The organism is Nostoc favosum CHAB5714 (assembly GCF_020829495.1).
Lineage (GTDB): Bacteria > Cyanobacteriota > Cyanobacteriia > Cyanobacteriales > Nostocaceae > Nostoc > Nostoc favosum.
Genome location: NZ_JAIVFQ010000127.1, coordinates 1 through 14808, shown reverse-complemented (window position 1 = coordinate 14808; position 14808 = coordinate 1). Strand labels below are relative to the sequence as shown.

Annotated in this window: 15 protein-coding genes; 13 read left to right on the top strand and 2 right to left on the bottom strand. The window is 40.0% G+C overall.

From position 1 onward, the window contains the following. The first annotated feature begins 70 nt into the window (after positions 1–70). From LC586_RS35960 to LC586_RS35900, 13 genes are all read left to right on the top strand, one after another. A complete protein-coding gene (locus tag LC586_RS35960; protein ID WP_229490322.1) occupies positions 71–241 on the top strand; it encodes a hypothetical protein in 171 nt (56 codons plus the stop codon). Then, positions 238–588 carry a hypothetical protein gene (locus LC586_RS35955; RefSeq protein ID WP_229490320.1) on the top strand — a complete coding sequence of 117 codons (351 nt, stop codon included), beginning with the start codon at positions 238–240 and terminating at the stop codon, positions 586–588. The genes LC586_RS35960 and LC586_RS35955 overlap by 4 nt, the downstream gene beginning before the upstream one ends. Then, on the top strand, positions 548–1600 hold the full coding sequence (locus tag LC586_RS35950) for a DNA methyltransferase family protein (protein ID WP_229490318.1): 1053 nt from the start codon (positions 548–550) through the stop codon (positions 1598–1600). The genes LC586_RS35955 and LC586_RS35950 overlap by 41 nt, the downstream gene beginning before the upstream one ends. Before the next feature lie 220 nt (positions 1601–1820). Beyond that, positions 1821–2168, top strand: coding sequence for a hypothetical protein (locus tag LC586_RS35945; protein ID WP_229490317.1), 348 nt, complete (start codon positions 1821–1823; stop codon positions 2166–2168). 131 nt (positions 2169–2299) lie between these two features. Further along, positions 2300–3283: a DUF5895 domain-containing protein gene (locus tag LC586_RS35940; protein WP_229490315.1), complete on the top strand. Its 984-nt coding sequence runs from the start codon at positions 2300–2302 to the stop codon at positions 3281–3283. Positions 3284–3363: 80 nt separating this feature from the next. After that, the gene (dnaN, locus tag LC586_RS35935) at positions 3364–4740 is read left to right on the top strand and encodes a DNA polymerase III subunit beta (RefSeq protein WP_229490313.1); all 1377 of its coding nucleotides are present in this window, start codon (positions 3364–3366) and stop codon (positions 4738–4740) included. 67 nt (positions 4741–4807) lie between these two features. Continuing rightward, positions 4808–6169, top strand: coding sequence for a DNA polymerase III subunit gamma/tau (gene dnaX / locus LC586_RS35930; RefSeq protein WP_229490311.1), 1362 nt, complete (start codon positions 4808–4810; stop codon positions 6167–6169). A gap of 247 nt (positions 6170–6416) precedes the next feature. Further along, entirely contained in the window at positions 6417–7337 is a 921-nt protein-coding gene (locus LC586_RS35925) for a hypothetical protein (protein ID WP_229490309.1), read from the top strand. An 11-nt stretch (positions 7338–7348) separates the two neighbouring features. After that, positions 7349–9166 (top strand): 3'-5' exonuclease, encoded by a 1818-nt coding sequence (locus LC586_RS35920; RefSeq protein WP_229490307.1) that lies wholly within the window; start codon positions 7349–7351, stop codon positions 9164–9166. A 273-nt stretch (positions 9167–9439) separates the two neighbouring features. Then, the gene (locus LC586_RS35915; protein ID WP_229490305.1) at positions 9440–10222 is read left to right on the top strand and encodes a hypothetical protein; all 783 of its coding nucleotides are present in this window, start codon (positions 9440–9442) and stop codon (positions 10220–10222) included. A gap of 144 nt (positions 10223–10366) precedes the next feature. Then, the gene (gene holA / locus LC586_RS35910) at positions 10367–11326 is read left to right on the top strand and encodes a DNA polymerase III subunit delta (RefSeq protein WP_229490303.1); all 960 of its coding nucleotides are present in this window, start codon (positions 10367–10369) and stop codon (positions 11324–11326) included. Then, positions 11323–12198, top strand: coding sequence for a DNA polymerase III delta subunit-related protein (locus LC586_RS35905; RefSeq protein ID WP_229490301.1), 876 nt, complete (start codon positions 11323–11325; stop codon positions 12196–12198). Before holA ends, LC586_RS35905 begins: the two co-directional genes overlap by 4 nt. A gap of 78 nt (positions 12199–12276) precedes the next feature. After that, positions 12277–12951: a hypothetical protein gene (locus LC586_RS35900; protein ID WP_229490299.1), complete on the top strand. Its 675-nt coding sequence runs from the start codon at positions 12277–12279 to the stop codon at positions 12949–12951. Here the strand turns inward: LC586_RS35900 and LC586_RS35895 are convergent, their stop codons facing one another. Both LC586_RS35895 and LC586_RS35890 read right to left on the bottom strand, forming a co-directional pair. Then, on the bottom strand, positions 12952–13650 hold the full coding sequence (locus LC586_RS35895) for a hypothetical protein (RefSeq protein WP_229490297.1): 699 nt from the start codon (positions 13648–13650) through the stop codon (positions 12952–12954). A 41-nt stretch (positions 13651–13691) separates the two neighbouring features. Then, positions 13692–14808, bottom strand: a 1117-nt coding sequence (locus LC586_RS35890) for a hypothetical protein (RefSeq protein ID WP_229490295.1), incomplete at its 5' end; no start/stop codon positions are given.

The window sequence follows — 14808 nt, the reverse complement described above, 5'->3', positions numbered from 1 at the left end:
AATTAGCCTAGTTTACTTGTTCATCAACACTGATAGCATTTACCAGTTTACTTAGTCTGAAAATAAACATTTGGCTTTCAAAGAACGGCTAGAAGAAACAATCGCTCCTTTTATAGGAGACAACAATGAAAAGAAATATTTAGCCGACAAAATAACTCCTCAAGAAGCAAATGACAAATGGCTGGCAAGAGAAATATCAACTACGGAATATTTAGCAGCAATTCCTGAAGTGGAATTATGAATCCAACAGAATTAAATATCACCAAAATCGAACTCACTTCTAACGGTGGTTGGACACTCAATATTCTCTCACGCCGGGTAGCAACTATTACTGATCCCTTGGGAAACCGGAAAACCAGCTATTTCGGGTTTGATACCAAAGAACAAGCCGAAAAATTTAGAGATTGGCTTCTCCGAAAAAACAAATGTAGTAGTGCAGTGATCCGTCACTCAGAACGATTAGCTACTGAATGGGAGGTAAAAACTTGGAAAGTACCAACCTCCCTAATTCTTAAATGCGCCGTTAAAGATTTAAAGGAATCTAGCAATGCAACTATCTCTACTGAATCTGTCCTACAACGAGGATAACTCATCACTAGATATTTTCAATATTCCTAACTTAGAAAAAGCAGAAACTCTCCGCAAGCTAGCTGCCTCAATGCAGTCAACTATTGACCAAAAGAAAAATCCTGCTATTGGGAATCAAAGGGCAACAAAGCGCCGTAAAACCATAGCTCAAGGGATAATCCAAGAAGGAATTGAACTTGAGATTATCCAGTCTTGGCTATTTGCGATCGCACAAATGTGGGAAATAGGAAATATCCCACCAATACTACGCGGTATATCTCGTAAATCACAGGTGGAAGTGCTATTTAGGATTTCTCAAAGTGGAGAAACTAGCCAAAAAGTCCAAGAAATACTAGAAGGCGAATATTACCAAGACTGGGTAAAATCTCTCAGTCGCGCGGGGTTAAATACATCAGGCGAAATCATATCAGCAATAACAGCAATTCAACAGGTAGTAAAAGCTGAAGCAATTGATACTACAAAGCAACAACTTAATAAGCTTGAGTTAGAAATCATTGGTATGAAATCTGGAGATTTCTTCCCTACTCCCAAACCAGTCTGTCAACGGCTTGTTCAACTGGCAGATATTGAACCGAATTGGCGAATTTTAGAGCCTAGCGCTGGTAGCGGAAATATTGCTGAATATATCACTAAAACCTACTCCAATGTCCAACTAGAGGTAGTTGAAGTGAATTACAATCTAAGACAAATTCTAGAACTCAAAGGATTTAATCTCGTAGGGAAAAACTTTCTGGAGTTTAACCCCAGTCATTTATACAATGCCTGTATCATGAATCCTCCATTTTGCGAACTTGTCGAGCATATCTATCAAGCTTGGAAGTTAATTATATCAGGTGGTGTATTAGTTTCAGTCGTACCTGAGTCGGTTTTCTTCAACCGTAAGTATCAAAGCTTAAAAGAGTGGCTACAGAGCAATAAGAGCTATATCGAGTTGGTAGATAAAGATGCCTTTTTGAGTTCAAATAACCCTACAAATGTAGCTACTAGAATCGTCAAAATAATTAAACCATAGTGTACTACAAGCGTATGGCGTACTGCCAAATTGATGAAACTAGGTATGTCACGTACATCTTCCCTAAATGGGGAAAGTATACGAGATACAAAACCCTTACACAGCAAGAATTAGAACTAGCAGTTACTAAGTGCAAGCTTGCTGGTTGGAAAGTCAGTAATGTCACCAAACTTACTAATAAAATGCTTGAAATTAAACCCCAACGAACAAGGAGATAAATATGGCAATTGAAACTATTGCTTCCTACAGATTTATTCCTGGTAAAGATAGTCACATAACAACTTATGGCGCACCGGAAGAACAAACAGTTGCAATTCACAATTCAAGCACAACATCTGTGTCACTGACTTTCACAACTGAAAATACATCTGTTCTTAGACAAATCATCATCAATCTTCAGCAAATATATCAGACACTTTTAAACACCAAAACTGGAATTATTCAGGAAGACACTCACATGAAAAACTTTACCGAATTAAAGAAAGAGTGCATTGAGAACAGCACTGCGAGAGGGTTTACGTCCACAAGCGATTGCGAGGTTTTCTCGATTAAAGATTCTAAAGTTTAAATGATGAAAACTGTATCTAAATAGCGAAAAATTAATAAATCTTTCAAGTCGTCTTTCTAACAGACGACTTTTATTTTTTACAACGGCTTTTTGCTTGACGCATTAAAGATTGATTTCAATTAATTAAAATTATGGCAAGAAATCAAACAAAACCTACTACTGAAGAAAGCACAGTCTCAGAGTCTGAACCTCCTCAACAAACCGTTCAGAATGGGGCAAACATACAAAAGCGTAAATCAGCTATTTCTAAATTTGCCAATCCTGAGTATAATGCGCCGATTAGCAATATCTGCATCTGCCAAGTCATCAACCACATGGAAGCAGAAAAAGTTGGGTTGTTTATAAAAGATAAGTATTTAGCAGGAATTAACTGGCAAGGACAAGAACCTACACACAAGCACACCTTCTCCAGCGGTACGCCAGAAATGGGAGTGTTGTTGCAATCGCCCAGAATGCACATTCTTGATGTTTCTCCTAGATATATTGAGCAGCGCAATGATGGCAAAATTGTGGGGGTGTACGAATCACCTGATGGGTACGAAATGTACCAAGCACTCGGCAAAGATGCCGCAGTATTGAGACGATTCTACTTGTTGCAACTTGTCGATGAAAATAATAACAACCTGCACTCAGTACCAATTGTCTTGTCAATCAAAGGCGTTGCATCATCAAAATTTGGCGAGGCTTACAAACAGTTCCAACGCGAACTAGAGGTTGCATTCGCCCGATTTACTGATACAACTGTTGCTGAAAAACGTGCAGAGTTTCATCGCCTTGGTGCATTTCAACCCACCTTCACACCATCCCTTGAACCGAAAGAAGCAGTTAACCAAAGAGATAAATCCTGGGTAGCAGTTGTCACTTCCTACAAATCACCAAACCCCGATGGCAGCGATTTTCTTGAATTCTTCTCAGAGGCCAAAGAAATCGATATCCAAACAACGATGCAGGCAAATCCCGAATTCTCTCACCGCATCGGTAAAACATCAACCGTTGTAGCAGAACATAACCGCCTCATAGGTGCAGCCGATATGCCAATAGCAGCACTTCCTCCTAGTACAGAAGGTCATGATTATACAGCATACAGTACTGAGATGGAAGAACTGCCTTACTAAAACAAACTACCTCATCTAAGCAAAAAGGGTGCTAGAAATAGCGCCCGTTAAGAAATCATCCACTAAAAATCAAGTAACAAATGAAACTAACAATTGAACAATCTAAACTCGCAGAAATTCTAGAAACCGCTTACCTCGCAATCAGTCCTAAACCCACTGACCCAATTTTAGGAAATATCTTACTGATTGCAGACGAAGACGGGATAGTATCAGCAACAGGCACAAACCTTAACCTCACAATTCATACTACAACCACCGCTAACGTCGAAACTTCAGGTCAGGTAGCACTTCCTGCCAAACTACTAACTGATACTGTTAGTAATGTTAAAGGCGAAATTACCCTAGAAGTAGAAAATCAAGCCTGCATAATTACTCACAATAGCGGTAAGTGCCGACTGATTGGCGGAAAATCTGACGAGTTCCCAACACTTCCAAAGGCAGAAAATCCAACAGAGATAAACTTAAGTGCCAAGAAACTCCAAGCTGCACTTGAAGGGACACTCTATTGCGCCAGCAGCGACGAAACAAAGTTGGTTTTAACTGGTGTCAACTTCAAAATTGATGCCAACAAGTGGCAAGCTGCTAGTACAAATAGTCACAAATTAGCGCTAGTAACAGGAACACTCGATAGCGAATATTCTGACCCAATCAACTTTACTGTTCCAGGTAAGTCACTTGGCGAGTTAAACAAAATTCTCTCTCAAAGCGCAGATACGAGCGTGTGCAATATTCTTCTATCAGATAGAACTATCGAGTTTACCCTTCCTAATACAAAGCTCATTTCCCGGCTTCTGGAGGGAGAATATCCCAAAATCAATAGCTTGATTCCCCGGTCGTTTGAGTATGAATTTACATTAGAGCGCAAGGGATTTGAGAGCGCACTCAAGCGGGTAGGTTATCTAGCCGAACGCAAGCAAAAGGTTGTCAAAATCCTCTGGGAATTGGAAGCTACACAGGCAACACTATACACTGAAGCTACTGATATCGGGGATGCAGTTGACTCGGTACTGATGAAATCAGTAACTAGTAATTCAGAAAACATCAGTATTGGATTAAACATCGACTACCTTATCGAAGGATTAAAGCATATCAGTACTGATGAAATCGTGGTGCGGTGCAACAAACCCACGCAACCAGTCATTGTCTGCCCAATGGGAGGACTGCTCAATCAGTTGTATCTGGTAATGCCTGTAGAAATCAAGCAGGGGTTTGGAAAAGTAAATAGCCAAAGTACAAAGGCAAAAGTCAGCACTCAAAGTGAGCCTAGTACTGAAGAAGTAACAGAAGTTAGCACTCAAACTGAGCCTAGCACTGAAGAAGTAACAAATGTGGCACAGGCAACAGACGATAGTGAAACTCCTCAAATAGAAACGCCATCCGTGGTAGCGAAAGATACTACCAAAGGTAAGTCAACCTCACGATCGCCACGAACGAAAAAAGAAGCGGCGACTGCCTAAAAAATCAAACTTCCTACCAACCACACTGGTAGGGAGTAAATAAAACACCCGTTTATCATCGATAATTATGTACCAACCACTACATCTCAAGTACCGTCCCCAGACCCTTAATGAAGTTATCGGGCAGGAACATATCGTCCGCACTCTCATAAATGCAATACTCCCAGGAGGGAGTCACTCCGCGATCGCGCAACGCCCGCCTTCTCCTAAAAAAGACGCGCAAGGGACGGCGATCGCACTCCAGAAGATTGCACCCGCCTACCTATTTAACGGCCCCAAAGGCACAGGCAAGACTAGCACCGCCCGCATCATGGCTAAATCCCTCAACTGCCAGTCAACCCAGGAGCCAACAACCAAGCCCTGCGGAGAATGCAATTCATGTAAGGGAATTACAGCCTCTTCTTCCCTGGATGTAACTGAGTTAGATGCTGCCAGCAATAGCGGGGTAGAAACAATCCGCGAGTTAATTTCCACTACCCAGTTTGCACCAGTTGAGGGAAGGTACAAAATTTTCATTATTGATGAATGTCATGCCCTAAGCAGTCAATCGTGGCAAGCACTCCTCAAGACTATTGAAAATCCACCCCGTCATGTAGTTTTCATCTTCTGCACAACTGAAATACACAAGGTTCCTGAAACTATCATCTCGCGCTGTCAAAAGTTTGATTTTAGGAGAGTAGAACTAGAAACACTTGTTCAGTATTTATCAAAAGTTGCCCAGAACGAAAACATCAACATTAACGCACCTGGTATTTGGGCGATCGTCAAGTCTTATGGAGGTTTTATTCGCAACTGTCTTGTATTGCTCGATCAATTGAGCAACCTGGGAGTAGATGAAATCACACCAAATTGGGTTTGGGAATTATCAGGTGTCGTTCCCGAACATGACCTACTTACCCTAACAGAAAACCTTGCTAAAGGAGACGTAACAGCTAACTTACAAATCCTCCAAGACTTAATTGAGTATGGCAAAAACCCATTCGTCATATACTCAAGTTTAACTGGGTTTCTCAAAGACCTGCTAGTGGCTAAAACTGCTCCTGATAATAGAGAAATTACTCAACTGGAGGAAGACACTTGGCAGGAACTCGTTACTATTTCTCAGATGTGGGAACTAACCCAGATTCAGGCAAGTATTGCCCTGTTAATGTCAAGACAACAGTTAATGCGTGACTCGGAGGCAGCTAAACTTTGGTTGGAAGCGACACTCATTGAGTTAAGCAATATCAAAGAAGAAAAACAACCTTGGACTAATTGGAAAACAATCCAAGATGCTATCAATTGGGGTAAGGAACAACTCCCACATTTATCCCAATCTGAACTCGAAAGGCATTGGAACAATCTTACTCCCATTAAAGGTAAAAAAGCACCTGCATGGGTACAAATGGTACAAGAGCTTCAGATGAAGTCTCAATTACAAACTGCCTAATTCAAATGTTCGTCACTTTGTAAAAACACTTACTTTCCCCAATAAAAACTTTGGGGAAAGATTTTTTGAGGCTTATTCAAAAATTACATTAAATATAATACACTTGCATCTACAGAAATATCTACCTTGTGCAGTAAGCCTCAATATTAATAAAGACTGCCCTGACTGGGAAGCAAAAAATTAAGATATCAAGTAATACCACAACAAAATTTAACAACTGGCATTCTGGAAGTATCTGATTAAAATTATGCCAGTTGAAGCAATTAGCCTTCGTACAGGACTTGAATTACCAGCAGCGATCGCAGATTTCGATACGTATATTGACGAATTACCGCGATGCTCCAAATGTTTTGGCGAATTATGCCTTGCCAAAGGTGAAAAAATGCCACCTTACTGGAGGCATTTTCCAGGCGTAGGAAATCAATGTCCCGATAAATCAGAAATTAGCGGAGTTATCTATTCCCATCCTAAAACCTTAGATCGTAAACAAACCCTTGCACTATTTAAAAAACGTTTTCTCGAAATTTTAGATATAGCCATTAATGGCACACTTACTATCGATGGACTATTCGCCACCAGACAGCTATCAGAACAAATCAAGGGAAGTTCAGTTCAATGCAGTAATGGAATAGCGCATTTTAACGACTGCCTGCTAGAGATTGACAGACTTAGAAAAAACCTTGACTGTATTTTAGCGGTTGCCTCTAGCTGTGCCAAAAATTTATACAGCAATGACTCAATTAACGAATGGAAAGTACCAGAAGCAGAAAAAATCCAAATGCTAGAAATAACAATTGCTTACAAACAAACTCATGAGCGATGTGTAGATGAAGCGTGCAAATATATATACAGCAATGGTAGGCAAGACCTTCTCAAAGAATTAGTAGCATTTGCATGGCTGGAATACAATTCAAAGCTTAAAAATACTTACAACCAATTAAAAGTACGCGAATTTCCAGTATGGCTGCTTACAGCAACAACATCAATATTAGCAGCAGTACCCTGGTACAGGATTATGACCGCACTATTAGAAGAAAAAGAACCACATACGCAGCCGCTTTCAATATTCGCACTTCCTAATAATCTAGACATAATTTTTGAGGTATTTTTATCGTCAAAGAAACCACCAACTAAACCACAAGGATTCATGCCAAAAAAGAGTAATTGATTTTTGAGATTATGAATTACAACCACCGAGATTTTATTACCAAATCTGGTAATAAAATTATCGTTGATGAGGAAAGACTCGACATATTCTGGTCAGATACTACCCCAATACCTGAGTGGCATCCCACAGTAAATATTCCGACCTACGGGGCGCTCAAAACTCTGGTAGTCGATATTGAGACGGCAGGGATAAACTCAAGAGAAAATCGTATCTATGCAATTGGCTGTATGAGGGAGATAGGGGAGATTGCCATCTTTATGGATCAAGCTGAAAGTAAAATCCTCCTGGAGTTTTTCAAACACCTAGAAGCAAGCAAACCAGAAGTAATTTACACCTACAATGGAACAGAATTTGACCTACCGTTTCTCATCACCCGCTGCGAGTTACATGGCATTTCCCATCCATTTGGAATTGCATCTAAGAAGCGCACTATCCGAACTGCCCAAGTACGCGGCGAACCACTGGAAATTCGGGAGGTATTCATCCGCAACTGCCTACACGTAGATATCTTTATCTGCGTTCTCAGGTGGGATTTTGTCGCCAAGGAACTTACTAACGGGCGATCGCTTAAACAGGTGGTACTGGAAATGGGATTGCGTAAGCAAGCGCGACTGGTTCTCCCCTATGAAGAAATTCTCGCCTGCTGGAAAGCCGATTCTGGTAGTAGGGGATGGCAGAAAATCAAGCATTACCTTATTTACGACTTGGAAGATACGCAACTCATAGCTAACAGACTTGTGCCTTCATACCACTATGAAGCACTGGTTGTACCGGGGATGAACCTCCAGCAGTTAGCCCTCGCTGGTAACGGCACCAAGTGGAAGCAAATATTCTCGCATCACTACCCAGAATACAAACCCAAACCCGACCGTAAGTATAAATTCCAAGGGGGGATAGCCTACTCTATTCCAGGACTATATAAAAAGGTTGGATACATCGATATCAGTTCTATGTACCCCAAAACCATATTGTCGAAAGGAATTGTCTCTCGTAAAGATACAAAGCGAATCGGCTTGAGCATCTTGCAATATTTGGTAAATGAGAAATCAAGGTTGGAACAAGTTGCCAGCACCGGAGACATTGTTGCCAAGGAAAAAAGAGAATCCACCAAAGTTTTAGCTAATTCTCAGTTTGGGTTCTTCGGAACATCGGAACTCGCCTTCAACGATATGGAAGCAGCCGCTTTAGTAACAGCTTACGGTCGGCGCATCCTACAATTCATGATTGAGGTAATCAATGAAGCTGGTGCAATCCCTGTAGAAGTTGATACTGACGGGGTGTTCTTTACTCACCCCAACCCAGAAAAAGTGTATGCCACACTTCAGTCTGAATTACCCAAAGGAATAACCGTCAAATTAGAGTTTATTGCCAATGCAATGTTTATTCCGCAAAGGGGAACTAAGAACTATCTGTTATGGCTGAAAGATAACTTGATTATCCGCAAAGGTAGTTGGAGAAGCCGTTCTCGCTCAAAACTAGAGAAAGAATTCCCTGTTGAATATCTAACCTACTTAATCCAAAACCAATCCACGGCAGAGGAATATTTCAGAGAAGTAAAATCGCAGATTTTATCAGGAAAATACCCGACAGAAAAACTCTGCATTACTCGCAAAATTCGTGTTGGGGAAAAAGAGCTTCTTAAATTAGGAAAACCTGGTGATGTAGTAATTTACTATTACGGACTCAGAGGTATTACTAATACTAGCACTAATGAGAGCTATTCACCTCAATACTATCTTGACATTATCAAAGAAAGGCGAGAAGAAATCCTCAAAATAGCCGCTCCTGAAATACTAGAAGGTAATAAACGTCAGCTATCTCTTTTCTAGATGAATAAACTTGATATTTAACCTAAGCACTGAAAATAATAAATATCAAGTCTTTTTTCAATTCATGAATTTTCAATAATTTGTAAATATTGACAAATGCTTTACAACCAAATTGGCTTTCATTGAAGTATTTTCAGGCATTCGTGCAAACAAAAAATATGTCATCAAAAATCAGATTAAAAAACACAGTATCAGTCATTAATTTACTGATTAAATTCATTAATTTATTGATGTAGTAATGGAGATATTATTCTTAAATTGGGAAGGTAATTAATGAAAAATAAATCCTCATATCGCAAGCCCAGGCTTAATAAAAAACAAAGGGCTTGGGTGAACTCATTCCTTTCATCTCATCCTAATGCCAGAGTTAGAACTATCTACGAATTAGATGGCGATCGCGTTGTTGAAATTGAGTGGTGGGAAAATACAAACCCAATAATATTAGACCCAAAAACCTACATTCAAGGAATTATCAGCTACAAGATGCGGGTCAAATTAAGGAAATTTGGCGATGCGAGAAAAACAGCTGAGTTCTCGTACCGGATCACCCCGCCAGAAAAACGAAGTGCATCATGGCACTTAACAGGTCAACTTTCTCTAGAACTTCCCCAGTGTTACGAAGTTGCAGACCCAAACAACCCAGTTATCGTTAAACCAAAAAGGAGGAATGCTAAAACCAAGAAAGTTAAAAAATTAATTCAGCATACTCTTCCTCTATCAGGAATTAGTGCCCAACTTCATACTATAAACATCGAAGATGGTGGTGTTCCTTTATCCGAACAAGAACTATTACTAGAAAGGGTATCACATCTAAATCTAGATACTGGTAAAGAGACTAAACTTCCAGGAGCTATAGTCAAAATTCTTTCCAAGAAAAAAGCCAGCTTAAAGGAGTGGGAAACAGCTATTGCGCTATATGAGGTAACTGGTTCTAGTGGAGTCATAGAGTATCTCCAACAATTGGATTCTTGGCGGAAATATTTGGGTACTCAATCAGTAGAAAATCCTGTTGAGAAAGTCTCAAATCATAAGTCAGTACAGTCAGTACAAAATTAAGTGTAAGTATTTGCTGATCGCTACATTTTGCTAGCGGCTATATAACAAATACTAAGGATATGAAAAGAGTTAATACTAACTCTTATTTTTTTAAACCACCGCTTACGACTAACGCCTGATAAATAAATGTTTATCTAATCTATCATGACTGTATATCTATACTACGGCGAAGATAGCTACTTACTCAATCAAAAAATTGATTATTTAGTGAATCAAAATGTTCATGCGGAATGGAAAGCTTTTAATTACGTCAAGCTATCTGGAAATGAGAAAAATATTGCTGCCAAAGTCTTTACTGAGGTTATGACCTTGCCCTTTGGAGAAGGTAATAAAATTATTCATACAGACAGCGATTCTCTAATTGGAAGTTTATCAAATGAAGATAATAACCAAGAACTTGAAAATCACCTTTCCCGAATACCTTCAAGCAACATTCTACTAATTACTGGTAATAAAAAGCCAGATTCGCGCAGGACAGTAGTAAAAACTATCCTAAAATATGCCCAACAAGAAGAGTTTCCCCTCGTCTCTAGTTGGGATAAAAAGGGGATAGTTAACTTGATAGGAAATTATGCAGCCATCCATCAAGTTAAACTCACACCAGATGTCACTGATTACCTAGCCGAAGCAATTGGCAATAACACTGCACGAGCCGATAGCGAATTCGCTAAACTTGCTGTTTATGCAAGCGGAAAAATAATCTCTGTCGAGGAAGTAAAACAGCTCGTTGGTAATCATAATACTGACTACCTAAAGCTTACTATTGCTATGTTAAGGAATCGTCCAAATTTGGCAGTAGTGCAGGTATCTAAACTACTAGAGAATAATGAACACCCGCTCAAAATAGTAGCAACACTTACCTCTATTTTCCGCACTTGGTTAATAACCAAAGCTGGGGTAGAAACTAAATTATCTGATACTAAGATTGCAGAAATAGCAGAACTTAAAAATCCCAAAAGATTGTATTACCTCAAAGAGGAAGTCAAGTTTGTAGGCGTTCAAAAGCTTAAAAACAGTCTTACTTTACTTGTACAACTCGAAGCCGAACTCAAAAGCGGAGTTGACAACCTAACCAGTCGAATTGCTGAAATTTCTACGATATGAAAAACAACCCATTTACAGAAATCACCGGACAGCATACCGCCAAACTTCTCCTGACTGAAGCAATCGAACAGAATAAAATTGCTCCTGCATACCTATTTAGCAGTCAAGTTGAGGGAGTAGGGAAAGGAAAAACTGCTCTGGCGATCGCAAATGCGATACTCCCAAGAGAGAGTCGCTCTGCGATCGCAGGAGAAAATAACCATCTAGACATCTTACAAATCAAACCAACCCATCCCGAAAACACCTCCCAGCAGAAAAGTATACCTGCTATTCGAGTAGAACAGGTGCGCGAGGTAATTGAATTTCTCTCAACCAGTGCAGTCGAGGGCAAGCAAAAGGTGGTGATTATCCACGAAGCAGATATGCTCAACCCTACCGCCGCCAACAAACTTCTCAAGACGCTGGAAGAACCGAAAACTGGAATATTTATCCTGATCTCGTCCTATCCTCAAAAGCTATTACCTACTATCAAGAGTAGGTGTCAAATCATACCTTTCCAAAGGCTAACTGATGAGGAGGTTATTTCTGTCCTCAAAGACCAACAAATCGAGGTAACAGAAAAAATACTAGCTATCAGTTCAGGCAGTCCTGGTCAAGCGATCGCCAACATCACAATGTTAGCTTCCATCTCAAAAGAAATCATAACTCAACTGGAAGTCCCTCCTGACGATATCCTCAACGCACTCAGTTTGAGTAACTCCATCTCAAGCTGGAATCACGAGACACAATTATGGCTGCTTACCTACCTGCAACACAACTGGTGGCAGAAATTAAAAAGCACTCAATTGCTAGCTAAATTCACTCAAGCAAGGAAGCAATTGCTGCATCACGTTACTCCTAGAAGCGTTTGGGATAACCTACTTCTGCCATAGCAAAACCCATCCATTATCAAAAAGCACTGCCAGTTAGAAGTATTTCTAGCTGGCAGTATTTATTTACACATAAGGAATATGAACCAGCAGCAAAGCTTATTCGATGTCGAAGAAACAATCCGTAACAGCAAAAGCCAAAAAGCTAGCGAAATTCTTACTCCTAGCACTAGAAAGATACTTCAGCTACTAACCAGCCAAGGGATTAACAAAGCTGTAACAGCCAGTCTACTTAATCTAGCAGGAGCAAGTCATGAAATTGTTCAATACATAGCTGGGCCAATTGTAACTCAGCAGAACGGCTGGCAACAGTCAATTCCGTCCTGGGTAGGAAAAGCGATCGCAGTCGATAGATTAGATACAGCGTTAAAAGAGATAGAAAAGGGAGAAGTAGGTAAACTCGCCTCTAGCAGCGAAGTTGTTGCACTTATGATGCCAATTGCTTTTGAAGTGCCGCTTTCATCTGAATGGACAGATGTTTACCTCTGGGCAAGTCATGATGCCCTCGTCAGGCACAGACCTTTTGAGAATTTCAAATACGATAAACTGTGGGAGAAGATTGGTACAACCCCAATTCAGTATGAAAAAATCCGCTCTGATTATGAAACCCTAGCTGCTGATATCCGTTCCCGCATAGTCAAACACGCGGCGAAAGAAGGGTGGGGTAAAAGGTCGTCAAATAAGAACAAACACCCTGTTAAAGTAACTACAACTGAAAGTAATATTCAGATGGAGCAATTATCACTGTTCTCATAACTAATTTTCAGTACTTTTTTCTACACTCTTTTCAAAGTCCTTCCTCTCCTTCTTTGTGAGAGGAGGTAGTTCTTCTTTATAATAAAAATTACCTAATTTCTGACACTGATTGACATAAATTCGTCTTGCTGAATCACTTGCCCTCAAGTCCTGACGTAAAAGTAATTTAAACGATTTTTCACGCTCTTTCAATTCCTTCACTGCCACAAGGAGTTCTTGTGATACAGCAGGATTTTCATAAGTAGAATAAAGTTCCTCACTTGATGAATAAACCTTTAGTTTATTGCCAGCAGGTTGAGTTATAAGTCGCTGAGTGTTATACGAACGCCACAGACCCAATTTCTCGCGCCGTAATGACTCAATTTCAACCTCACCAACTCGGTCTGGAGTACTGCGCCGCACGTAGACAAAACAACCTTTATCAGCTGCTATAGTTAAACTGACTTTCACACCATTACCATCAAAATAGAACAAGTCAATTAAGTCGTTCTCTGCATTAACTTCTCCAAGCTTCTCTTTATTTGATAAATCAGGCAACGCTTCTGGATTTAGCGATGGCATAGCATTATTAACATTAGCTGAGGATAATGATGGGGTAGGTGAAGAATTCGATTCGACAGCCGAGACTTTATCTTCTTTTTCTGGAGATGAACATCCAATCAGTAAGAGCAACAATCCTATAAATAAGTAGTTTTTCATAAATATAAATTTGTATTTGTCAACTAACAATAAAATATTAATTATTGCTTCCCACTCAACCGACCTGTTTGATAAAAATCACACAGGCTAGGGAAAGCTTTTTCTAAAAGCCAGTTGCGCCCAACTTCTGATTCAGGAATATTATAAGCAGCCATATAAAAACCACTTCTGTAAGCAGCTACACCCAAACAAGCTTGTAAGCTGGATATCGCCCGCGAGGAAGCTGGAATAGCCATCAAATCTTGCAGATGACTGGGATGATAATTTCGCCCTACCAGCATGAAATAAACCAAAGTATGAACCAACCGTGATAAAACAACTGTTCGGTCTTGCCAACGTTCTAAATGAGACTCGATACAGAAGTAATCAGGTAAATCAGCCACCTGAGATTCATCATCAAGGAATAAATCGCTCTGGCTTTCGATAAAACTGGAATCCAGACCTATAAACTGTTTGAGAAAAACAAGCGTTTTCCCCCAACGTTCGTGTCCCTCAGTTTCAGGAGAAAACGCACCTTCTGAATACTGCGAACCGTACTTCTGTTGGAGTTGGGCAACAGCCTCTTGATTGATATCACCCTGCCAATCAAATTCAATAAAAAACTCTTTTAAAATCTCTTGTAAATAGATGGTTGAAAACTCATTAAGGTCTGGAGATTCATCATCAAAATCGTCTTCATAAGTATCAATAATAAATTTATCTAACTCGATTTCTAGCTCTTGCTTTCTATTAACTGGCAGTAATGATTTAGCGTCTTCTAACGATAGAGGAAAATCTAAATAAGGATGACCTTTGGCTAAGTAATAATCACCCAAATCTGCTAAAATTTCAAGCGCGATAGTCCGGGCAAAATACTCATCTTGTGGATGCACGCATACTCGGTCTAGTTCCTTATCCACTAGCATCATGGTAGTTGCCAGTAGGGCAAACCATGACGCATCGTGCAAACAAGTCGGTAAATCAGCAATTAAATCTACTAACTTTAGTTCTAGGATTTCTCCCCAAACGCCTATCCTAGTTGTATTTGAAATATCACAAAAATGCTCTACATCTTCTCCAACAGATGTTTCTCCTAACCAGGTAAGATTTTCTACCCGCAAAGAAGATGAGTAGTCAGAAGTCAGCTGGTTTTGGCTATCCTCATCCGACTGTATCCAC

Excerpts from the sequence above, each read along its gene's own strand:
- LC586_RS35895 (WP_229490297.1), bottom strand. The coding sequence starts at position 13,650 with ATGAAAAACTACTTATTTATAGGATTGTTGCTCTTACTGATTGGATGT.
- LC586_RS35940 (WP_229490315.1), top strand. The coding sequence starts at position 2,300 with ATGGCAAGAAATCAAACAAAACCTACTACTGAAGAAAGCACAGTCTCA.
- holA (WP_229490303.1), top strand. The coding sequence starts at position 10,367 with ATGACTGTATATCTATACTACGGCGAAGATAGCTACTTACTCAATCAA.
- LC586_RS35955 (WP_229490320.1), top strand. The coding sequence starts at position 238 with ATGAATCCAACAGAATTAAATATCACCAAAATCGAACTCACTTCTAAC.
- LC586_RS35925 (WP_229490309.1), top strand. The coding sequence starts at position 6,417 with ATGCCAGTTGAAGCAATTAGCCTTCGTACAGGACTTGAATTACCAGCA.
- dnaX (WP_229490311.1), top strand. The coding sequence starts at position 4,808 with ATGTACCAACCACTACATCTCAAGTACCGTCCCCAGACCCTTAATGAA.
- LC586_RS35920 (WP_229490307.1), top strand. The coding sequence starts at position 7,349 with ATGAATTACAACCACCGAGATTTTATTACCAAATCTGGTAATAAAATT.
- LC586_RS35945 (WP_229490317.1), top strand. The coding sequence starts at position 1,821 with ATGGCAATTGAAACTATTGCTTCCTACAGATTTATTCCTGGTAAAGAT.
- LC586_RS35900 (WP_229490299.1), top strand. The coding sequence starts at position 12,277 with ATGAACCAGCAGCAAAGCTTATTCGATGTCGAAGAAACAATCCGTAAC.
- LC586_RS35905 (WP_229490301.1), top strand. The coding sequence starts at position 11,323 with ATGAAAAACAACCCATTTACAGAAATCACCGGACAGCATACCGCCAAA.
- LC586_RS35950 (WP_229490318.1), top strand. The coding sequence starts at position 548 with ATGCAACTATCTCTACTGAATCTGTCCTACAACGAGGATAACTCATCA.
- LC586_RS35915 (WP_229490305.1), top strand. The coding sequence starts at position 9,440 with ATGAAAAATAAATCCTCATATCGCAAGCCCAGGCTTAATAAAAAACAA.
- dnaN (WP_229490313.1), top strand. The coding sequence starts at position 3,364 with ATGAAACTAACAATTGAACAATCTAAACTCGCAGAAATTCTAGAAACC.